At 72.3% G+C, this 20,775-nt stretch carries 20 protein-coding genes and 1 pseudogene; 12 read left to right on the plus strand and 9 right to left on the minus strand.

Translation table 11 applies throughout. The features are described from left to right. Nucleotides 1–87: 87 nt before the first annotated feature. From ACOJUF_RS02395 to ACOJUF_RS02420, 6 genes are all read left to right on the plus strand, one after another. Nucleotides 88–891, plus strand: a complete 804-nt coding sequence (locus tag ACOJUF_RS02395; RefSeq protein ID WP_420120267.1) for a hypothetical protein — start codon at nucleotides 88–90, stop codon at nucleotides 889–891. 251 nt (nucleotides 892–1,142) lie between these two features. Continuing rightward, the gene (locus ACOJUF_RS02400) at nucleotides 1,143–1,925 is read left to right on the plus strand and encodes a CPBP family intramembrane glutamic endopeptidase (protein WP_420120268.1); all 783 of its coding nucleotides are present in this window, start codon (nucleotides 1,143–1,145) and stop codon (nucleotides 1,923–1,925) included. A gap of 90 nt (nucleotides 1,926–2,015) precedes the next feature. Beyond that, nucleotides 2,016–2,162: a hypothetical protein gene (locus tag ACOJUF_RS02405; RefSeq protein ID WP_420120269.1), complete on the plus strand. Its 147-nt coding sequence runs from the start codon at nucleotides 2,016–2,018 to the stop codon at nucleotides 2,160–2,162. Then, complete coding sequence (locus ACOJUF_RS02410) at nucleotides 2,159–2,689, plus strand: TIGR00266 family protein (protein ID WP_420120270.1); 531 nt, start codon at nucleotides 2,159–2,161, stop codon at nucleotides 2,687–2,689. The genes ACOJUF_RS02405 and ACOJUF_RS02410 overlap by 4 nt, the downstream gene beginning before the upstream one ends. Before the next feature lie 83 nt (nucleotides 2,690–2,772). Further along, on the plus strand, nucleotides 2,773–3,549 hold the full coding sequence (locus ACOJUF_RS02415) for a CPBP family intramembrane glutamic endopeptidase (RefSeq protein WP_420120271.1): 777 nt from the start codon (nucleotides 2,773–2,775) through the stop codon (nucleotides 3,547–3,549). A gap of 185 nt (nucleotides 3,550–3,734) precedes the next feature. After that, nucleotides 3,735–6,164 (plus strand): GmrSD restriction endonuclease domain-containing protein, encoded by a 2,430-nt coding sequence (locus tag ACOJUF_RS02420; protein WP_420120272.1) that lies wholly within the window; start codon nucleotides 3,735–3,737, stop codon nucleotides 6,162–6,164. 13 nt (nucleotides 6,165–6,177) lie between these two features. Here the strand turns inward: ACOJUF_RS02420 and ACOJUF_RS02425 are convergent, their stop codons facing one another. Both ACOJUF_RS02425 and ACOJUF_RS02430 read right to left on the minus strand, forming a co-directional pair. Then, nucleotides 6,178–6,750, minus strand: a complete 573-nt coding sequence (locus tag ACOJUF_RS02425; protein WP_420120273.1) for a dihydrofolate reductase family protein — start codon at nucleotides 6,748–6,750, stop codon at nucleotides 6,178–6,180. A gap of 86 nt (nucleotides 6,751–6,836) precedes the next feature. Then, on the minus strand, nucleotides 6,837–7,349 hold the full coding sequence (locus ACOJUF_RS02430) for a winged helix-turn-helix transcriptional regulator (protein WP_420120274.1): 513 nt from the start codon (nucleotides 7,347–7,349) through the stop codon (nucleotides 6,837–6,839). 131 nt (nucleotides 7,350–7,480) lie between these two features. On the opposite strand from ACOJUF_RS02430, the gene ACOJUF_RS02435 reads away from it, so the two are divergent. Beyond that, on the plus strand, nucleotides 7,481–7,837 hold the full coding sequence (locus ACOJUF_RS02435) for a nuclear transport factor 2 family protein (protein WP_420120275.1): 357 nt from the start codon (nucleotides 7,481–7,483) through the stop codon (nucleotides 7,835–7,837). Nucleotides 7,838–7,860: 23 nt separating this feature from the next. Here ACOJUF_RS02435 and ACOJUF_RS02440 read toward each other — a convergent pair whose 3' ends face one another. Beyond that, nucleotides 7,861–8,679 carry a helix-turn-helix transcriptional regulator gene (locus ACOJUF_RS02440; protein WP_420120276.1) on the minus strand — a complete coding sequence of 273 codons (819 nt, stop codon included), beginning with the start codon at nucleotides 8,677–8,679 and terminating at the stop codon, nucleotides 7,861–7,863. Nucleotides 8,680–8,942: 263 nt separating this feature from the next. Here ACOJUF_RS02440 and ilvD point away from each other — a divergent pair, with 263 nt between their 5' ends. Beyond that, entirely contained in the window at nucleotides 8,943–10,823 is a 1,881-nt protein-coding gene (ilvD, locus tag ACOJUF_RS02445) for a dihydroxy-acid dehydratase (RefSeq protein ID WP_420120277.1), read from the plus strand. Between the two features lie 129 nt (nucleotides 10,824–10,952). Here the strand turns inward: ilvD and ACOJUF_RS02450 are convergent, their stop codons facing one another. Further along, complete coding sequence (locus ACOJUF_RS02450; RefSeq protein WP_420120278.1) at nucleotides 10,953–11,822, minus strand: helix-turn-helix domain-containing protein; 870 nt, start codon at nucleotides 11,820–11,822, stop codon at nucleotides 10,953–10,955. Here ACOJUF_RS02450 and ACOJUF_RS02455 point away from each other — a divergent pair. From ACOJUF_RS02455 to ACOJUF_RS02465, 3 genes are all read left to right on the plus strand, one after another. After that, nucleotides 11,821–12,387, plus strand: coding sequence for a TIGR03086 family metal-binding protein (locus ACOJUF_RS02455; protein ID WP_420120279.1), 567 nt, complete (start codon nucleotides 11,821–11,823; stop codon nucleotides 12,385–12,387). The two genes, ACOJUF_RS02450 and ACOJUF_RS02455, sit on opposite strands and share 2 nt — an antisense overlap. Nucleotides 12,388–12,567: 180 nt before the next feature. Next, nucleotides 12,568–12,792 carry a hypothetical protein gene (locus tag ACOJUF_RS02460; protein WP_420120280.1) on the plus strand — a complete coding sequence of 75 codons (225 nt, stop codon included), beginning with the start codon at nucleotides 12,568–12,570 and terminating at the stop codon, nucleotides 12,790–12,792. A 114-nt stretch (nucleotides 12,793–12,906) separates the two neighbouring features. Next, on the plus strand, nucleotides 12,907–13,929 hold the full coding sequence (locus ACOJUF_RS02465; protein WP_420120281.1) for a hypothetical protein: 1,023 nt from the start codon (nucleotides 12,907–12,909) through the stop codon (nucleotides 13,927–13,929). Between the two features lie 231 nt (nucleotides 13,930–14,160). Here the strand turns inward: ACOJUF_RS02465 and ACOJUF_RS02470 are convergent, their stop codons facing one another. The 4 genes and pseudogenes from ACOJUF_RS02470 to ACOJUF_RS02485 form a co-directional block, all read right to left on the minus strand. Next, the gene (locus tag ACOJUF_RS02470; RefSeq protein ID WP_420120282.1) at nucleotides 14,161–16,227 is read right to left on the minus strand and encodes a RecQ family ATP-dependent DNA helicase; all 2,067 of its coding nucleotides are present in this window, start codon (nucleotides 16,225–16,227) and stop codon (nucleotides 14,161–14,163) included. 99 nt (nucleotides 16,228–16,326) lie between these two features. After that, the gene (locus ACOJUF_RS02475) at nucleotides 16,327–16,608 is read right to left on the minus strand and encodes a hypothetical protein (protein WP_420120283.1); all 282 of its coding nucleotides are present in this window, start codon (nucleotides 16,606–16,608) and stop codon (nucleotides 16,327–16,329) included. A 133-nt stretch (nucleotides 16,609–16,741) separates the two neighbouring features. Beyond that, nucleotides 16,742–17,520 (minus strand): annotated as a pseudogene (locus ACOJUF_RS02480) (SDR family NAD(P)-dependent oxidoreductase). Between the two features lie 42 nt (nucleotides 17,521–17,562). Next, a complete protein-coding gene (locus tag ACOJUF_RS02485; RefSeq protein WP_420120284.1) occupies nucleotides 17,563–18,738 on the minus strand; it encodes a benzoate/H(+) symporter BenE family transporter in 1,176 nt (391 codons plus the stop codon). A gap of 100 nt (nucleotides 18,739–18,838) precedes the next feature. Between ACOJUF_RS02485 and ACOJUF_RS02490 the strand changes: the two genes are divergently transcribed. After that, nucleotides 18,839–19,411: a helix-turn-helix domain-containing protein gene (locus ACOJUF_RS02490; RefSeq protein WP_420120285.1), complete on the plus strand. Its 573-nt coding sequence runs from the start codon at nucleotides 18,839–18,841 to the stop codon at nucleotides 19,409–19,411. A gap of 45 nt (nucleotides 19,412–19,456) precedes the next feature. Here ACOJUF_RS02490 and ACOJUF_RS02495 read toward each other — a convergent pair whose 3' ends face one another. Next, entirely contained in the window at nucleotides 19,457–20,680 is a 1,224-nt protein-coding gene (locus tag ACOJUF_RS02495) for an alpha-amylase family protein (RefSeq protein WP_420120286.1), read from the minus strand. Nucleotides 20,681–20,775: the final 95 nt, after the last annotated feature.

Genomic DNA, 20,775 nt, shown 5'->3' on the forward strand with positions numbered 1-20,775 from the left:
CCCCCCCCCGCCCCCCTCGGCCGGTGTTTCGGGGCCGGCCCTTCTCGTGGCCGGTTCGTCGCCACCATCGGGAGTTGGGCCGCACTCATGGACTGGTATCAACGGGTTCTGGTCGACACCGGGCGGGCAGCGGCCGTGTGGGCCCTGCTGGGGTTCCTGGTCGCATTCGCGATCACCCGCGGAATCACCCGGCGCATCAGGGCCAAGAAGGCCAATCCGGACGACAATCCCGCTGACGGCGGCGGCTTCTCCGACATCTACATCGCCGGTGTTCACGTCCATCACCAGGTGTGGGGAATCCTGCTGGTCCTGATCTCCGGCTTACTGGAGTTCCGCTTCGATCCCGGGTCGCCGTGGACCGAGGTGCTGGCGGCGCTCTTCGGGGTCGGCGCCGCGCTGGCATTGGATGAGTTCGCCCTGTGGTTCCACCTCGACGACGTCTACTGGGGCGAGGACGGGCGAAAGTCGATCGATGCGATCCTCGTCGCCGGCGCGCTGGGCGCGGTGCTGCTGCTCCAGGCATCCCCGGTCGGCCCGGGAAATACCGAGGGAATCGCGAACTGGCTCTACGTGACGCTCGTGGTCTTCCACCTGGTTGTCGCCGGGGTCTGTTTCCTCAAGGGCAAGCTGGCGACCGGACTGATCGGGATCGTCGTCCCCATCGTCGCAACGGTGGGTGCCATCCGGTTGGCCAAGCCCACGTCGGTGTGGGCCCGCCGAAGATATCGAGGTTCGCAGGCCGCTGCGAAGCTCGCTCGATCCCATCGACGATTCGACGCCAACTATCAGCGGCGCCGGGATCGGCTCCGCGACGCCCTGGGCGGGACCCCCGACGGCGCGACAGCCGTTGCCGGAGAGCAGGAGATCGGCGCGGCCGACGAACGACCCTGACGGCCGGTCCACCACATCCCGGGGGCCGGCGTCCGGCGACCCGCTCGCGTCTCACCCGAGTCGGATGAATGGGGCTGATCAGGGTCCGTTCCGCTGCTGCCGGCGGGAAAGGGGGACCAAAGACCCTAACCTCCCATTTCAGTCCAACGTTCCATGGCGCGATGGCCACGAAACGGGAGCCCGCGGCGACGCCATCACGGGACAGGCGGGGAGTCCGCGGGTTTCTCGACCGCGGCGGATTCTGGCGGCTGATGCTGGTGGTCGTGGTGTACCTGGCGATCTACCTGGGCGCCGGGCGGCTGGCCGGGACGATCGCGCCCGATGCCACGCGGGCCCGGCTGCTCAGCAGTCCCGGCGCCGTCTTCTTCCAGCTCACCTTCGGCCTCCTCGTCGGTGCTCTGGTCCTGGCCATCTTCCTGTCGTTCACCGGGTGGTGGCGGGAACTGTTCGCCCGGCAACCGATCAGCGGATCCCGGTGGATGTGGATCGCGGTGGTCGTGGTCGCGTTGCCCGTCCTGCTGCGGCTCTTCGGCATCGACTACGGCAGGTATCCATCGGGTGTGGTGGCCGTCGTCTTCGCCACCGGCCTGCTGATCGGTTTCGCCGAGGAGGTCCTGACCCGGGGTATCGCCGTCAAGATGCTCCGGGACAGCGGCAATTCCGAATGGGTGGTCGCCGCCGTCTCGTCGCTGGTGTTCGCCGTCATGCACTCGCTGAACCTGCTGTCCGGAGGCTCACCGCTCGTCGTCGCCGTCACGGTGTTGTACGCGTTCGGGTTCGGCGTTCTGATGTACCTGTCGATGCGGGTGTCCGGATTCCTGCTCGTCGCGCTCGTGCTGCACGGGCTCACCGATCCCACGACCATCCTGGCCACCGGCGGCCTCGACGAGTTGGCGCCGGACGCGACTCAGAACATCCTGCTGACCATCGCATCGCCGTTCAACAACATCGTGATCGTCACCGGCCTGATCCTGCTGATCTTCATCCGCGGGCGGGTGCCCCGCCGGCAGGACGCCCTGGCCACGGCGAGCTGACCCGACGGCGGGCAGCAGCGGAAACGGCGGCCCCGGACGGGCGGCGGCGCCCGCCGGCATCCGTCCGCCCAGCGAGAGGATCCCGAGATCATGCAGGTGGACATCAGTTCCGGGCCGGCCTTCGCGTTCGGCGAGATCACGCTGCCGGCCGGAGGGGCCGTCCGGGTCGAGGCCGGCGCGATGGCCATGACGCGGGGTGACGTGCAGATCGCGACCTCGACCCGGGGCGGCTCATGAAGGGCCTGCGCCGGTCGTTGGGCGGAGAGAGCTTCTTCGTCAACGACTTCAGCTCGGGAACCGGTGGGCTGGTCGGTGTGGCTGCCGCCCTGCCCGGAGACATGGTGCTGGCCGCGCTGGACGGCAGCCAGGACGTGCTCGTGCAGTCGGGCTCGTGGATCGCCTCCGATCCGTCGGTGGACGTCGACGCCACATGGGGTGGCGGGAAGGCGTTCTTCAGCGGGGAGGGCCTGGTGCTGCTGCGCTGCAGCGGCCGCGGCGACATGCTGATGTCCAGCTACGGCGCCATCCGCTTCGCGATGCTCGCGCCCGGCGAGGCGATCACGCTGGACACGGGCCACGTCGTGGCCTTCGAGGCGTCGGTCTCGTACAGCGTCCGCAAGGCCGGTAGCTGGAAGTCCACCATTCTGGGCGGCGAAGGACTGGTCACCGATTTCACCGGACCCGGACGGGTCTGGCTGCAGACCCGCAGCAGCGCCGACCTCGTCTCCTGGCTCACCCAGCGCCTGCCTTCCTCCCGTCAATAGCTTGCCGGAAAACGCATCTCGTCAAAATCAACCGCTCGACGGACCTCGGCGCGCGGGACCCACTTCCGGATCAGGAGTCACCCATGCGTATCAAACCGAACTGGGTCATCACGATCGTGCTCACGGTCATCTACATGGCGATCGTCGGCGCCGTCTGGGCCGTCAACGACGTCGACTACCTCACGGTCGGTGACAGCGCCGAGAACATCCTGGCCGGTGTCATCGTGCCCGTCGGGCTGGGCGCGATCTTTCTGGCCGTCGCCGCATCCGTGCTGGGCTGGTGGGGTCCGGCGCTGCGGGAGGTGCCCCGCGTCGGCCCGCGATGGTTGCTGCTCGTCCCCGTGATCTACGCCCTGGCCGCGCTCGGCGGCCTGCTGTCGGTCGACTTCGCGCGGGTCGATGGCAGGTACGTCCTGTTCCTCGCCGTTGGCACCCTCCTGGTCGGATTCTCCGAGGAGATGCTCTGCCGTGGACTGGGTTTGGTCGGGCTGCGCGGCAGCATGTCCGAGGTGTGGGTCTGGTTCGTCAGCTGCCTGATCTTCGGGCTGATCCACGCGTTGAACATTGCGTTCGGGGCGGCGGTCGGACCCACCGTCCTCCAGATCGGGATGGCCTTCCTGGGCGGCACCGTGTTCTACGTCGTGCGCCGCACCACCGGTGCCCTCGTCTGGGCCATGCTGCTTCACGCCTTCTGGGACTTCAACACGCTGATCGGCTCGGCGTACGGCGCCACCGACTCGCCCGCCCGCCTGCTTTCCTCGCTCCAGTACGTTGCGGTCCTGCTCGCCGTCGTGGGTCTGGTGATCATCCTGCGCAAGGGCGTACGCCCGGACGCGCCGGTCCCGCAACCCACCTCCTGAGCACGGCCTTCGGGAGAGGACCGACAGCGCCCCGGGGGACGATGGCCTGCCTGTCATCGCCATACCGGATGGCGCAGAACGAGCCGGCTCGCCGCGGGCGAACCACCGATCGGCCGGCACCGGTCTTGGGTCCTTCGTCCACCGGCGAGGGGAATGCAGCCGGGTGGTCGGGCAGAATACCCCGGGTGGAGACCACCGTCCGGACGCCGCTCCAGATCTTCAGCCTTCCGCAGCGCCTGGTCGTCCCCCTCTTCCAGCGCCCCTACGTGTGGGATCAGGAAGAGCAGTGGGAGCCGCTGTGGAACGACGTCCGGCGCCTGACGGAGCTGCGGCTGCGCGACCCGTATCCCACCGCGTCGCACTTCCTGGGCGCCGTGGTGGTTCAGGCCTCGGACGGGCAGCTCGGCAATCTTCAGGCCAGCAACATCATCGACGGTCAGCAACGCTTGACCACGCTGCAGCTGATGATGGATGCCGCCGGTTCGGTTCTCGAGGCAACGGGTCTTGATGCCCTCGCCGGCCAACTCGAGAGCCTGACCCACAATCAGGAAACCTTCGTACCGGTGGGTGAGTCGCGTCTGAAGATCCGGCACACCAACCGCGATCAGGCCGCCTTTGACGAAGTCATGAACGCAGAGCCGCCCGTCGACCATGCCGCGTTGCCGCACGCCGGTTCGAAGGTCGTTCGGGCGCACGCCTTCTTCGTCGAGACCGTGACGTCCTGGCTGCAGGAGAACGGGGACGAATCCGTCGCGCTCCGGGCGACCGCTCTGGCGGGGGTGCTGACCGGTGGTCTTCAGCTGGTCGCCATCAATCTGGCGGCTTCGGAGAATTCACAGGAGATCTTCGAGACGCTCAATGCCAGAGGCACCCCGCTCACCGCCGCTGATCTGATCAAGAACTACGTCTTTCAGCGGCTCGCCGCCGAGGGCGCCGACACGCGGCGTGCGTACGCCGACGAGTGGCCGTTCGACACCAGGTTCTGGGAAACGGAGGTCAGCGTCGGTCGGTACCGGGTGAGCCGCGGCTCGCTCTTTCTCAACCAGTGGCTGATGTCGCGTCTGGGTGAGGAGATCGGTCCGCCGCAGACCTTCGCCCGCTTCAAGGGCTACGTCGAGCATGACAGTGGTCGACCGATGGTCGACTTGCTGCGTGTGATCAAACACCAGGCCGACCTGTATCAGTCGTGGACCGAAGCCGCGGACGAGAAGGACCGGTCGCTGACCGTGGTGGAGATGTCGGTCTACCGGATGAAGGCGAACGAGGTCGAACTACTCAAACCGCTGCTCATCTGGCTGCACGAATCTGAACGCGCGTTGCCCGCCTATGTCGTCGACGGTGTGGTCGCCGCCGCCGAGAGCTGGCTCGTGCGCCGAATGTTCCTTCGCCTGACCACCTCCGCCCTGGGCCGCGTCGTCGCCGATCTCATCCGTACCCATCGCGACGCTCCGGCCGGCGAGCTGGTCGACCGGATCACCGGTCAGCTGGCGCGCCTGAACGTCTCCAGCACCTACTGGCCCGGCGACGACGAGATCCGCGCCGCCCTGATGAGCGATGCGGCATATCGTCGATTCAAAGCGGCGCGGCTGCGGACGCTTCTCGAAGCCGTCGAGAACGAGCTCCGGCGCGGCACGAACCAGCCGCAGGTCCCGCGGCGTGGCTACCCGATCGAGCACGTCCTTCCCCAGAAATGGCAGGACAACTGGCCCGTCGATGGCCTCGACGCCGAGATCGAACGCGCCGCGCATGTGCACCGCTTAGGAAACCTCACGCTGCTGACGGCATCGCTCAACTCCAAGGTCTCCAACGGAGATTGGCGGACCAAGCGAGATGCCCTGCGCGATCACGACACGTTGCTGCTCAACAGTCGGCTGCTCAAACAGGCCGGCGACTCGGCTTGGTCGGAATCGACCATCCAGGCCCGTACTCGTCAGCTCGTCGACATGTTGCTGGCCATCTGGCCCGTGCCGGCCGGGCACACCGGGGCGGTCCTGGATCCGCGGGACAAGAACGAGGCCTGGATCGAGGTCAAGGATCTGGTTGCGGGCGGATTGCTGGAGCCCGGAACGATCCTGACCCCCCGGCCCGGAAACTGGAAGTCTCACCAAGCAGTCGTGCTCGGCAGCGGAATGTTGGAGATCGACGGCCAGCAGTTCGGGTCGCCGTCCGGCGCGGGAGATCACGTGAAGGGAGGCGTCACGAACGGGTGGACCTTCTGGCGCCTTCCTGACGGGCGGCGACTCGGCGATGTCCGGGCCGCCTACCGCGGCGAGAAGCCGAAAGAACCCGGCTGGACCGCCACCCTTCCGCACGTCCCGTGGAGCGAGGAGGAGCTACACGACTACGCGGGTGCAGCCGCGCCGTTGACGACAAGACTGCTGGATTACGTCGCGAAGGAGCGGCCGGACGAGCTGCTGACCGGAGCGGACTTCGCGGTCATCGGCATCACGTCCGAGCAGGTCGCCGGGGTCAGCGGCGCGATGGCCCGCAAGACGTACAACACCTACGAACGCTCCAACCCGCCGATGGAGTCCATCGACCTCAACGGACGGTGGCACTACCGCATGAGGTCGACCACCGCCGCGACCTGGCGGGCCCTTCGCGGACTGGAGTAGCAGCGCCGGCGCGCTACTGCCGGTCCAGCCAGGTCACCTGCTCCCCGCCGGCGAACGAGCGGTGCCGCACCGGGACGAAGCGGTGGGGTTCGAAGGCGCCGGCCAGCATGGGAATGCCGGCACCGGCCACCACGGGGTAGGTCTTGACGACGATCCGGTCGATCTCGTCGATCAGGGCTCCCGCGAGGGCGCCGCCGCCGCACAGCCAGATGTCCCTCTCGGATTCCTCGGCCTTGAGTCTGCGGACCAGTGCGACCGGATCCGCCGGGACGACGGTGACGGCGGGATCGTCCACGACCAGCGTGCTGGAGACGACGTACTGGCGCAGGTGCGCGTAGGGGCTGGTGACCCCGATGGCCAGGGCCGGCTCGTAGGTGCCGCGGCCCATCACGACGGTGTCGAAGACCCGGTTCGGGGTGCCGGCGAGGCCCAGGTGCGCCCGCGCGTGGGTCGGGATCGTCTCCGGATATGACTCGGCGATCCAGCCGGCCATCTCGTCGGACAGCGGGAAGAAGTCGATCTCGCCGCTCGGCCCGGCGATGACGCCGTCGAGGGTGGCGCCGATGTAGTAGACGAGATGTCGCACGGTGGAGTCCTTGTCGTCAGCAGATGCGGTGGATCGGGGCCGGGGCGTTCGCGCGCGGTGCGGGTGCACCGGGAACCGGACGGCTGTCAGCCGCCGCTCGGGCGCGCCGGTGGGGTTCTCGGGTCGGCGTAGCGCGCTCGCATCTGCTCACCCGCGGCCGGGCCGGACCGGAAGGCGAAACGCGGGTCGGCGACCGATATCCCGGTGGCCGGATCGATCGTCACCGGCTGCACCTCGCGGCCGGTCTGGGTGTCGACGAGCACCATGGCCCGCTCGGGCGGGGTCAACTGCTCGTTCCGCCACGCGGCCATCACCACCAGAATGGGCCGCAGCGAGCGACCGAGATCGGTGAGCACGTACTCGTGCCGTACCGGGCGCTCCCGGTAGGCGCGCCTGGTCAGAATGCCGTTGTCCACGAGGGTCTTGAGCCGGCTGGTCAGCATGCTGGACGACAGGCCGATGTTCGCCTCGAACTGATCGAACCGGGTGAAGCCGTCGAAGCAGTCGTGGAGGATCAGCACGGTCCACCACTCGCCGACGTACGACATCGCCGTCGACAACGGACACTCACGATCTTCGACCCGGACGCGGGCAGACACCTGACCCCTCCTCCACTTCCGCCGATCGGTCCGAGGGTCGAACCGGTCATGAGTAACTGCTAATCTAGCAGCCAGGTCGGATCGGCGTGCCGCCGGACCGCCGACCGGGCCATACCCGAATGGAGAGCCGCATGACCGACACCTCCACCGCCCACGACTCGGCGCCCCTGCCCGTCCCGGTCGTCACCTACCTCGACGCGCGCGACGATCACCGCCCCGCGGACGCCGCGGCGGCATTCGCGCCGAACGCGACCGTCATCGACGACGGAAAGACCTACCAAGGGATCGAGGCGATCACCGCTTGGATCCACTCGTCTTCCACCGAGTACACCTACTCCAGCACCCGCATCGGCCATGAGGTCACCGACGGCAACCACGCGGACGTGCAGGTGCGGTTGGACGGAGACTTCCCCGGCGGCACGGTCGTTCTCCGCTACCGGTTCGACCTCGATGCCGGCCGGATCGGCCGCCTGACGATCGAGGTGTGACCACGCCGTCGCCGCCCGCCGGCTCACTCGACCCGGGTGTACACGACCACCTGCAGGTCGGGCCGGTCCGAAGGCCGCAACTGATGGTGCTCGTAGACCAGCCGCCCCGCGGTCGGGTGGTGGAAGACTCGTTCGCGGGACTCGAAGCCGTGCACGTCGTGCCGCTCCCACCCGTCCCGGAACTCGGGGCTGGCCGCCCGCAGGCGGGCGATCAGGTCGCGCACCTCGGGGTCGCCGAGCCGGGCGCCGGCCTCGGTGCGGAACTCGGCCAGGAACCGGCGGCTGGTCACCTGCCAGTCGTCGAGCAGGGTGCGGACGCCGGGGTCGGTAAAGACCAGCGCCAGCAGGTTGCGGTCGGCCGGATCGGTGGCGGCGATCCGCGGGTAGAGGAACTCGTACGCGGCGTTCCAGGCGACCAGCCGCCAGTCCGGGGCCAGCGCATAGGCCGGATGCTCGCCCAGGGCGTCCAGGAACCGCTGCAGATGGGCCGGTGCCGTCGCCTCGCCGGCCGCCCGCGGCCGGCCGGGGGCCAGCCCGAGAAGGCCGAGGACGTAGTGGTGCTCGGGGTCGGACAGCCGCAGACACCGGGCGACCGCATCAAGCACCTGGCGCGAAGGGTGGATGTCCCGGCCCTGTTCGAGCCACGTGTACCAGGTCACACTCACCCCGGACAGGAACGAGACCTCCTCGCGGCGCAGCCCGACGGTCCGCCCGCGGCCGGCGGGCGGCAGGCCGTACGCGGCCCGGTCGAGCCGTTGCCGGCGGGCGCGCAGGAAGCCGCCCAGCTCGCGTCGCTGCGCGGCCGTCACCTCCGCACCGGTCTCGACGGCATCCTCGGGCACACCGGAACAGTAGGGCGTCCTGAAGGCATTCCGGCTCCGCTGTTGCCGCTGTGCCTTGAGGACGCCGCTCCGGTGCTCGATGGTGGCCTGGCACGCTCGGCCAACTCGGGCGTCCTGAAGGCATTCCGGCTCCGCTGTCGCCGCAGTGCCTTGAGGACGCCGCTCCGGTGCTCGATGGTTTCGCGCGCTCGGCCAACTAGTACTGCCACTACTAGTACTGGCGCCGTCTTCCGGCGTCTCGGGCGGGCCGGCACGCTGACCGCATGCCCACCCCGCTGCGTTCCCGCACCGTGACCCACGGCCCCACCGCGGCCGGCGCCCGCGCGCTGCTGCGCGCCGCCGGCGTCGACCCCGCGGATTTCGGCAAGCCGATCGTCGCCGTGGCCAACAGCTTCACCGAGTTCGTGCCCGGCCACACGCATCTGCAGCCGGTCGGCCGCATCGTGTCCGAAGCGATCGCGCGGGCCGGCGGCATCCCGCGCGAGTTCAACACGATCGCCGTCGACGACGGCATCGCGATGGGCCATTCCGGGATGCTCTACTCGCTGCCCTCCCGCGACCTGATCGCCGATTCGGTCGAGTACATGGTCAACGCGCACCGGGCCGACGCCCTGGTCTGCATCTCCAACTGCGACAAGATCACCCCCGGGATGCTGATAGCCGCGCTGCGGCTGAACATCCCGACCGTGTTCGTCTCGGGCGGCCCGATGGAGGCGGGCCGGGCCACCCTGGTGGACGGGCGGGTGCGCACCCTGGACCTGATCGACGCGATTGCGGACGCGGCGGACGACGGCGTGTCGGACGACGACCTGGCCCGGATCGAGGAGGCGGCCTGCCCGACCTGCGGCTCGTGCTCGGGCATGTTCACCGCCAATTCGATGAACTGCCTGGTCGAGGCGATCGGGATGGCGCTGCCGGGCAACGGATCCGTGCTGGCCACGCACACCGCGCGACGCGCACTCTACGAGCGGTCGGGCGAGCTGGCGGTGCGGCTGGCCCACCGCTTCTACGACGGCGACGAGGCCGGGGTGCTGCCGCGGGCCGTCGCCGGCCGGGACGCGTTCGGCAACGCGATGGCCCTCGACATCGCGATGGGCGGGTCGACCAACACGATCCTGCACCTGCTGGCGGCCGCGCACGAGGCCGAGCTCGACTTCGGCCTGGCCGACATCGACGCGATCTCCCGCCGGGTGCCCTGCCTGGTCAAGGTCGCCCCGAACGCCGCTCCCGACCGCACCTACTACGTCGAGGACGTGCACCGGGCGGGCGGCATCCCGGCCATCCTGGGCGAGCTGGCCCGGGCCGGGCTGCTGGCCAAGAACGTGCACGCCGTGCACGCGGACAGCCTGGACGCCTGGCTGGCCGAATGGGACGTGCGGGGCGGGTCGGCGTCCGCCGCCGCGCGCGACCTCTGGCACGCCGCACCGGGCGGAACCCGTTCGGCGCGGGCGTTCTCGCAGTCCCGGCGGTGGGCGGACCTGGATGTGGACGCCGCCACTGGCTGTATCCGCGACGCCGCCCACGCCTACACCGCCGACGGCGGGCTGGCCGTGCTCCGCGGGAACCTGGCGGCCGACGGCGCCGTGGTCAAGACCGCCGGCGTCGATCCGTCCATCCACGTCTTCAGCGGTCCCGCGGTGGTCTGCGAGTCGCAGGAGGAGGCGGTGGCCGCGATTCTCGGCGGCCGGGTGGGGGCCGGTGACGTGGTGGTCATCCGTTACGAGGGACCGCGGGGCGGCCCGGGGATGCAGGAGATGCTGCATCCCACCTCGTTTCTCAAGGGGCGCGGGCTGGGCAAGCTGTGCGCGCTGGTCACCGACGGGCGGTTCTCCGGCGGCACCTCGGGCCTGTCGATCGGGCACGTCTCGCCGGAGGCGGCGGCCGGTGGTGTGATCGCGCTGGTCCGGGACGGGGATCGCATCGCCGTCGACATCCCGAACCGGTCGCTGACGCTGGAGGTCGACCCGGCCGAGCTCGAGGAGCGGCGGGCCCGCCTCGAGGCGGGCGGGGGCTACCGGCCGGTCACCCGCGACCGGCCGGTGTCCACGGCGCTGCGGGCCTACGCGGCGATGGCCACCTCCGCCGATCGGGGAGCGGTCCGCGACGTGGCGGGCATCGAACGGGTGGCCGGGCCCGTCGGGTAGCTCCGGTGCGGCCGGTCCGGCTGCAGGGCGGGCGACGCCGTCGCCCCGGCGGACGATTGCCCACCCTTGGGCCCGCGCCGCTCGGCGCGCGGCGGACCGCGACGCCCGACGGCCGGTCGCGCGCCGTCCCTACGCGCCCGGTCCCTCCTCCGGCGGGGCGAACCGGACGGCGAACTCGCCGGGCGTCATCCCGGTGACCGCGCGGAAGTCGCGGGTGAAGTGCGGCTGGTCGGCGTACCCGAGGTCGGCGGCGACGTCGGCCAGCGAGCCGGGCCGGTCGCGCAGCCGGACGGACGCCTCCTGCAGCCGGCGTCGCTGGATCAGCCACTTGGGGGAGAGCCCGACCCGGCGCCGGGTGAGCCGCTGCAGCGACCGCTCGGACAGGTCGAACCGCTCGCACACCTGGGCCACCCGCACCACCTGCGGGTCGTTCTCGACGAACGCCACCACCTCGTTGATCAGCACACCCTCGTCGTCGACCGGGGCGAACGGGCGCAGTGCGGTCGTCAGCGCGGCCATCGCGCGGGTGTGCGCGGCCGGCAGCAGCGGGCGGCGCATCGCCTCCCGCACGCTCGCGACCACCGGCCCGGCGTCCGCCAGCACCTCGGCCAGATCGACGTGCCGGTCCCGGACGTCGGCCATCGACCGGCCGGCCACCAGGAACCCGCCGGCCGGTTCGAGCATGACGCCGACGGCCCAGCCGTCACCGGTCAACCTGGTCGACGACAGACCCGCGACCACGCCGTAGAACCGGGCGTACTCGCCGCTCACCACGACCAGGCCGCAGGGGTACTGCAGGACGCGCTGGGTCGCCTCCCGGCCAGGTTCGACCGACCACACCGGGATCCAGAAACGCTGCGCCAGGCCGGCCAGCTCGGCCGGGGCGGGGTAGCGGTGCATCGTGTGCGAGAGATCCCGCGGGTCGCGCAGGTGGGCCCGTTCGATCCGGTCGGGTTTGATCAATCGATCACCGGCCGGCCCACCTACCGTCGACGTCATGAACCCCCGCCCTCGCACCGAGACCTCCGCACGGTACGCGGAGGCGTCCGTCCCGCTCACCGCCGTGCTCGACGCCGTACCCGCGGACGCCTGGAGCCGGCCGAGCCCGTGCGAGGGCTGGGCCGCCCGGGACGTGGTGCGGCATCTGATCGACACCCAACGGGACTTCCTCACCGGTCGCGGGTTCGATCCGGGGGCCGCGCCCGACGTCGATGCCGACCCGGCCGCCGCCTGGCGCGCCCACGCGTCCGCCGTCGGCGAGCTGCTGGCCCGGCCGGAGATTCCCGACACCGGCTACGACGGCTGGTTCGGCCCCACGACCGTCGGCCGGACACTGGCCCAGTTCTACGTGCCCGACATGGTGATCCACCGCTGGGACATCGCCGCCGCCGTGGGCGGGGACACCCGGCTGTCCGAGGCGGAGCTGGATCGGACCGCGGAGAGCATCGAGTCCTGGGGTGAGGCGATGTACATGGACGGCATCTGCAAGCCGGGGGTCGAGCCGCCCGCGGGGGCCTCGCGGCAGGTGGTGCTGCTGGCCCGGATGGGGCGCCAGGCCTGGTGAGTGTTACGGCGGGTCCGCCGGCCGGTTTCGCGCCGGCGGTCGTCGACGGACCGGCCGGCTCGACGCGGTGGGGAAAGGCCGGCATCGGCCAGGCGTCCGGAGTCGGCCGGTGGACCGGTGCGTCACCGGCGGACCGGTGGGGAACCAGCACCGCAGGCCGAGTGCGAACCGGGGGGACGAATGCGGTGGATCGTGGAGAGCCGGCCCGCGCTGCTCCGCGCCGTTCTGCTGGGGCTGGGAGCGGCAGCGCTCGCCGCGGTCACCGACGCGCTCATCGGGCCCGAGGGCTGGTCGTGGCGGATGGTTCTGCCCGCGGCGGTGATCGTCGCCGTTTCCGTGGTCGCCACGCTGGTGGCCCGCCGCCGGAGGCGGCGGACGGGCGACGGATCGGATCGCCGGCCCTGACCGGCGCCGGCGCGCGTCACGCACTCGATCGCGGTGCGCGGGGGTCGGGTGATTCGCAGCCCCGTCCCACCCCGCCCGGAGCCCGCGGCCATGCCGGCCGGGGACAATGCCGACGTGCCGTTCACCTCGTCTCCGGTCTCCCGTGGGCCGACCGACCGGATCGCGCGAACCCGTCGCCTCCGGTCGGGCGCCGTGCTGGCCGCCGCCGTGCTCGCCGGGGTGGCCGCCTGCGGGTCGGGACCGGTGGACCCGGACCCCGCGCCCGGCTCGGGGGTGGCCTCCGCGCCGACGAGCGTCGCGTCGACGGGCCTGGTCACGACCGACGCGACCGCGCCGGCGGAATCGGTGACCGCCGCACCGGCGCCGTCGGGCGCGGACACGTCCGGGACCGGAGACTCGACCGGCGGAGCGGACGGGCCGGCCGCCTCGTCGCCGGTGCGGCAGTGGCTGGCCGCCCCGGTCGTCGAGATCGCCCACCACGGCGGATCGGCCGACTGGCCGCCCAGCTCGCCCCAGGCCTACCGGATGGCGCGCGACTGGAATCCGGCGTTGGCCCTTGAGTTCTCGGCCCGCCGGACGGCCGACGGGGTGTGGGTCGGATCCGAGGACCCCACCACCGGGTCGGTGTACGGGACCGATCTGACCATCGCGACGTCCACCTGGGACCAGCTGTCCTCGCTGCGATCGTTGCAGGGCGGCCAGCCGATGAGCCGTCTGGAGACCGACCTGCTCCAGCAGCTGCCCGCCACCCGCGTGCTGTTCGTCGACGACAAGGACGACGACCACGTCGGCGAGCTGCTCGACCTGCTGGACCGGTACGGCGGGGCCGGCCGGACGATCATCAAGTCCTACTGGAAGACCACGGAGACGCCGACCCAGGCGCACCGCCGCGGTTACCTGACCTGGGGGTACTACTACGCCGACGAGATGGACCGGTTCCCCTCCAGCCAGGCCCGTTTCGACCTGCTCGGGATCAACTTCAACGCCCCGCCGCAGGTCTATGCGCAGATGCTGGCCACCGGCAAGCGGGTCATCGCCCACGTCGTGGCCACCCGGGCGCAGGCCGACAAGGCCATCGCCCGCGGCGCCACCGGCCTGATGGTCTCGGGCGTCCAGGAGGTCGTGCCCACCTCGTGAGTGCCCGTCCCGTCGGCCGGCCCCGTCCGGCCCCACCGGTCCGGCGGGCCCGGTCGGGACGGGTGGGGTTCGGGCCCGGCGCGGGCCCTCGTCACCCCGCCGGCGGCGTGAGCGGGACACCTGGATCGATCCCGGCGCCCGGGCGCAGGTGATCGGCCATGGCGTGCGGGTCGTCGACCCTCAAGCGCGCGGGGCTGCGCCGGCGCACTCCCGCCGGCGCTCCCGCCCGGGTCAGGGCAGCTGGTGCACCGCCAGCGGCAGCACCGCCGACGCCCCGGCCTGCACCAGCAGCGCGGAGGCCACGGTCACCGTCCAGCGGGTCCGGATGACGTCGTCGACCAGCAGGACCGGACCGTCCAGCGTGACCTCGGGCCGCACTGCGGTCCGCGCCAGCAGCTCACGAACCCGGACCCCCGACGAGACCTCTGCCGACGGCGGGGGCCCGCTCACCGCAAGGGCGTCGACCAGCGGCAGCCGGCCGATCGGGGCGACATGCGCGGCGATCGACCCGACCAGCTCGGGGAACGGGGGGGACGGCTTGGCGACCACGGCGGTCGGTCGCTGCCACGACCGCGACCACCGGCGCAGCGCCTCGACCATGCCGTCCAGCACCTCGGCCGGTGCGGGCCCGTCCGCGCGCCAGAGCGTGGCCAGCACCTCCGACCAGGCCGGGTCGTCGGCGAAGGCCAGGGCTCGCCCGGGCGCGAGCCCGGCAATCCGGCCCTTGCGGTCGGGCAACCCGCCGGGCCACAGCTTGCGGGGCTCGACCACCACGTCCTGACCGCGGAAGAAGCGCTGCGCCGCGGCGACCGTCTCCGGATCGGGGGTCCCGCCCGGCGGTGGCAGCGTCCCGGTGCAGACCGAACACCGGCCGCAGGGTTGCGGATCGGGATCGTCCAGGGCCTGCTGCAGGAACTGCATCAGGCAGCCCGCGCCGTGCGCGTACTGCCGCATCAGGTCGGCCTCGGCCGACCGGACCTGGCGCAGGGCGGACCATTTCGCCGCGTCGTAGACCCACGGGCGCTCGCCCTCGCGCCACCCGGAGCCGTCCCGGACGACGACGTCGTCCACGGCCAGGATCTTGAGCAACGTCTCCAGCCGGCCCCGGCGGATGCCGGTCGCGGTCTCCAGGGCCGGGACGCTCTGCGCCGCCCCGCCGCCGCCCTCGAGTGCCCCGAGTACCTTGCGGACCAGGTCGTCGGTGGGGATGCCGGCCGTGGCGAAGTACTCCCAGATCCGCTCGTCGGCCGCGCCCGGCACCAGCACCGCCGAGGCGTCGTCCAGGGCCCGCCCGGCCCGGCCGACCTGCTGGTAGTAGGCCACCGGCGACGAGGGCGACCCGAGGTGCAGGCAGAACGCCAGGTCGGGCTTGTCGTACCCCATGCCGAGCGCCGAGGTGGCGACCAGCGCCTTGATCCGGTTGTCGCGCAACCGGTCCTCCAGCTCGGCCCGGTTCTCGGTCTGCCCGGAGTAGGCGGCCACGTCGTGCCCGCGTTCCCGCAGGAACGCCGAGAGCCGTTCGGTCTCGGCGACGGTGAGCACGTAGACGATGCCGGATCCGGGCATGGTGGCCAGGGCGTCGGCCACCCAGGCGTACCCCTCCAGGGTGCTCAGGCCGGGCACCACCGACAGGCGCAGCGAGGCCCGGGCCAGCGAGCCGCGCAGCGTCACCGTGTCCTCGCCGAGCTGGGCGGCGACGTCGGCGGTGACCCGCTCGTTGGCGGTGGCCGTCGTCGCCAGCACCGGGGTGTCCGGCGACAGGCGGAGCAGGATGCGGGTCAACCGCTGGTAATCGGGCCGGAAGTCGAAACCCCAGTCGGAGACGCAGTGCGCCTCGTCGATCACCAGCAGGCCGCAGCGGGCCAGCAGGTCCGGCAGCTCCGCGGCGAACCGGGGGTTGGCCAGGCGTTCGGGGGAGACCAGCAGCAGATCCAGCCGGTCGGCCCGCAGGTCGTCCAGCACGGCCGCCCAGTCGTCGATGTTGGTCGAGTTGATCGTCGCGGCCCGCAGCCCGGCCCGTTCGGCGGCGGCGATCTGATCGCGCATCAGGGCCAGCAGCGGGGACACCACCAGCGTCGGCCCGGACCCCCGTTCCCGGAGCGCGGCCGTCGCGCCCCAGTACACCGCCGACTTGCCCCACCCGGTGGCCTGGACGACCAGCACCCGGCGGCGACGCTCGACGAGCTCCTCGACGGCGTGCGTCTGGTCCGCCCGGGGCCGCGCCTGCGGCCCGGCGACGGTGGCGATGACGCGCGCGAGGACATCCGCGGCGGGGATTACTGCAGTGGAACCGCTCATCGCCCCATCATGGCCCGCGGCTCCGACAGCGCCCGTCCCGCGCCCGCGCCCCCGGCCCCGGGGCCGGGGCCGGGGCCGGGACCGCGGCCGGGTTCCGGATCAGGCCGCGGCGGTGCGCCGGCGCCGCCCGTACGCCCCGCCCGAGCTGTAGCCGGCCAGGTCGATGACGAACGCGAGCCCGAGCCATACCCAGTCGAATCCGGTCACCCCGCCCGGCGCGACCAGCACGTACATCAGGGTGGTCCAGGGCAGCAGCAGGAAGCCCAGGAACGGCAGCCAGAAGCTGGAGAACGTCACGTCCCAGCGCAACGGGTCGACCAGCCACCACAGGGCGATCGCCGCCCGGGGGCCGAAGAACAGCAGGATGACGAACAGGCACATGGCGAGTCCTCTCGAGCGTGGGCCGGCCGTCAGCATCGCCCGCCGGCTCGCGGCGGGCATCGTCCACTTCGGGCGGGGCGGGGCTCGGGCCCGGTGCGGTCGGGCCGGGCCCGGCTCGGCCCCGGCCGGTGGATCAGTGCACCGAGAACCCGCCGTCGACGAAGACGGACTGCCCGGTCACGTAGCCGGCGCCCGGCCGGCCAGGAACACCGCGGCGCCGGCGAAGTCGTCCGGCACGCCGTTGCGGCCGACCATCGTCCGCGCGGCCAGCGCCCGCACCCGTTCGGCATCGGTGGCCAGCCGCCGGTTCAGCGGCGTCAGGACGAAGCCGGGGACGAGCACGTTGCTGGTGACCCCGGCCGACGACCACGCCTCGGCCTGCGAGCGGGCGAGCGATTCCAGACCGCCCTTGGACACCCCGTAGGCGCCGCTGTCGACGAACGCCCGGTGCGCCTGCTGCGCGCTGATGTGGATGAAGCGGCCGTAGCCCCGCTCGGCCATGCCCGGCCCGAAACGCTGGCCGAGCAGGAAGGGAGCGGTCAGGTTGACCGCCATGGTGGTGTCCCAGGTCGCGTCGTCCACCGCGGCGAGCGGCGGCCGGAGGTTGATCCCGGCCGAGTTGACCACCACGTCGGGCTCGCCGACCGGCGCGGTCGCCGCCTGCGCCGCGGCCCGCACGCCGGCCCGGCTGCTCAGGTCGCCGGTCACCCAGGCGACCGCACCGCCCGCCGCGGTCAGCTCCCGGGCGGCGTCGTCGAGGGTCGCCGCGGTCCGGGCCAGCAGGACGACCCGGGCCCCCGCACCGGCCAGCGCGGCCGCGATGCCCCGGCCGATCCCCGAGCTGCCGCCGGTGACCAGGGCGGTCCGGCCGTCGAGGGAGAACAGGCTCGCCAGGTAGCCGTCGATCGCCATGGGCAGCACTGTAGGGCCGCCCGGGCCGGTCCCCGGCGCACCTCAGACGGGACTGCTCTGCCGGGCACGCGGCCGCAGGACCAGACGCAGCGCGAGCCCGGCGAGCAGTGCCCAGAACGCGGCCCCGATCCCCAGCATGCTCACGCCGCCCGCTGCGACCAGGAACGCCGCGACGGCCGGCAACCGTTCGGCCGGGTCCGCGGTGGCCGCGGCCAGGCTGGCCGCGAGGGTGCCGACCAGCGCCAGCCCGGCCACCGACTCGATGACGCCCGGCGGAGCCTGCGCCATCAGGCCGGCCAGCGTCGCCGCGGCCGGGGCCAGCGCGAGGTAGGCGACGCCGGCCGTGGCGGCCGCGATCCAGCGCCGCTCCGGGTCGGGATGGGCCTCCGCGGAGGCCGGCAGGGCGGCCGTGATGGCGGCGAGGTTGACCGCGTGCGCCCCGGCCCCGGCCCCGGCAACGGTGCCCGCCCCGGTCAGCAGCAGGGTCTGCCGCCACGGCACCCGGTAGCCGGCCGCGGCCAGCACGGCGACCCCGGGCACGTTCTGCGCGGCCATCGTCACGACGTACAGCGGCAGCGCCAGCCCGACCACCGCCGGCCAGCTGAAGCCGGGCGCGGTGAAGGACAGGGTGGGCGCCTGCAGCGAGACCCCGGACCCGTCGACCACGGCCACCCCCACGATCAGGGCCAGCGCCAGGGCGAAGGCGGCCGGCGCGGACCAGCGCGGCGCGTAGCGCTGCAGCACCAGCCAGAGCAGGATCACCGGGGCGACCAGCACCGGCGTGCGGCTCAGCGCCACGACCGGCTGGATGCACAGGGTCAGCAGCACACCGGCGAGCATCGCCTGGGCCAGCGGCGCCGGGATGGCGGCGACGGTCCGCCCCAGCCACGGCCACAGCCCGGTGACGGCCAGCAGCAGGCCGCAGACCACGAACGCGCCGACGGCCGCCGACCAGCCCAGCTGCAGGCCGGCCGCGCTCACCAGCAGGGCGGCCCCGGGGGTCGACCAGGCCAGCGTGAGCGGGCGCCGGTGCCGCAGGCTCAGCCAGAGCGTGCCGGCCCCCTGCAGCACGCACAGCGTGGCCAGCCCCGACGCCGCCTGCGCCGTGGTGGCGCCGACCGCCTGCAGGCCGGCCAGCACGACGGCGAACGAGCTGGTGAACCCGACCAGGGCGGTCACCAGACCGACGCCCACCGGTTGCGCCCATCCCTGTTCCATAAACAGAACGCTAGCATCGATCGTTCTGTTTGCAGAACTCTGGGTAGGCTGAGCCGGCCGGACCCGTCCCGTCCGGTTCGACCGTCGCGGGGAGGTGGCCGTGGAGGGCGCCGACCTGCCCCAGCTGATCGGGGAGCGGTTGCGCGCGGCCCGGGCCGAGCGCGGCTGGTCGCTCGGCCATCTCGCGGAACTGGCCGGGATCGGCAAGGGCTCCCTGTCCGAGATCGAGAACGGCACCCGCAACCCCACCCTGAGCACGCTGTACGCACTGTCCAACTCGCTCGGCCGGCCGATGTCCTGGCTGCTGGCCGAGCAGGTCGGGGCCGAGGTCGGCGGCCCGGGCATCGCGACCCGGCTGCTGGACGTGGCGGACGTGGACGGCGTGACCGTGGAGGTCTACACGATCCGGCTGGACGCCGGGTGCCGCCACGAGTCGGACGCGCACGGGCCCGCCGTCGTCGAGCACCTGCTGGTGGTGGGCGGTCGCGTCATGGCCGGTCCGGTGGGCGGGGAGCGGGCGCTGGGCCCCGGGGAATCGACCAGCTGGGTCAGCGACCGGCGGCACGCCTACCAGGCGCTCGACGGCGCGCCGGCCGACGTGGTGCTGGTGATCCGCGTCGGCGCGGGCACCGACGGGGCGGACCGGCCGGACCCCGTCCCGGCCCCGTCCTGACGGCCTGGTCCGTCCTGACGGCCTGGTCCGTCCCTACGGCCCGGCTCAGCCGTGACGCCAGAGTTCGCCACCGTCCGGATCGCGGACGACCGCGCGGGGGCCGTCGAGCTCCAGCTCGACGTCCAGGTGCCGCTCTCCGTCGGAGACCCGGTAGACGTAGCGGGTGTTGGTCAGTTCGAGCGGCTCGGTCGTCGCCCCGCCCAGCCACGGACGGGCCCGCCGCAGCGCGATGAGCTCCGCGTGCACCCGCCAGATGTCGGGGCGGGGCAGGTCGGCGGGGGAGGCCGGATACGCGGGCCGGACGGCGTCGTCCCCGCCCAGGCGCTCCTCCTTGACGCCGGTCAGGCCGCGCTCGTCCCCGTAGTAGATCGACGGGATGCCGCCGACGGTCAGCAGCACGGCCAGAGCGACCGGTACCCGCTCGGGCCCGACCTGGCTGGCGATCCGGGTGACGTCGTGGTTGCCGACGAACGTGTTCGGTCGGAACTGCCGCAGGAAGTCGTTGTGCCGCTGCAGCGACCAGTCCAGCTCGAAGAAGTTGCGGTCCTTGATCGCCGACCAGATCGCCTTCCACAGCTCGTACTGGGTCACCGAATCCAGGCCGGCCCGCTGCACGATCGCGCCGTAGTCGCCGTGCAGCACCTCGCCGAGAATCCAGGCCTGGGGGAACCTCTCGCGCACCCGGGGCAGCACCCGCGACCAGAACTCGGCGGGTACCGAGTAGGCCGCGTCCAGCCGCCACCCGTCGATGCCGCGGTCGAGCCAGTGGGTCATGACGTCGGCGACGTACCCGGCGGCCGCGTCGCCGGCATGATCGAGCCGGACGAGCGAGTCGTGTCCCTCGAACACCCTCGGCCGCGGCCCGTCCGGGTGGTCCCACTCGATGTCCAGCAGCCGGCCCGCCTCGCCGTCGGGCCCCTCCCGGAGCGCCCGGTCGACCAGCGGGTGGCCGCGGCCGACGTGGCTGAACACCCCGTCCAGGACGATCCGCAGCCCCCGCGCGCGGGCGGCCGTGACCAGGTCGTCGAACTCGGCGTCGCCGCCCAGGCGGGGGTCGACGCGGAACTGATCGGTGCTGTCGTAGCCGTGCGTCTGCGACGCGAACACCGGGCCCAGCAGCAGCCCGGTGCAGCCCAGGTCGACCGGATCGTCGAGCCAGTCGATCAACCGGCGCAGGCGCGGCCCGGTCGTCGGCGTGTCGCGGATCGGGGCACCGGCGAAGCCGAGCGGATACACGTGCCACCAGATCACATCGTCGGCCCAGGTCACCCGGACCACCCTAGGGGGCGGGCCGGCGATCGGAGGGTTCGTAACGTTTTCGGGCCGTCGGCACGTCCTGCCGGTTTCTCCCGTGCCGTGCTGGT

It is taken from the genome of Nakamurella sp. (genome assembly GCF_048594475.1).
GTDB lineage: Bacteria > Actinomycetota > Actinomycetes > Mycobacteriales > Nakamurellaceae > Nakamurella.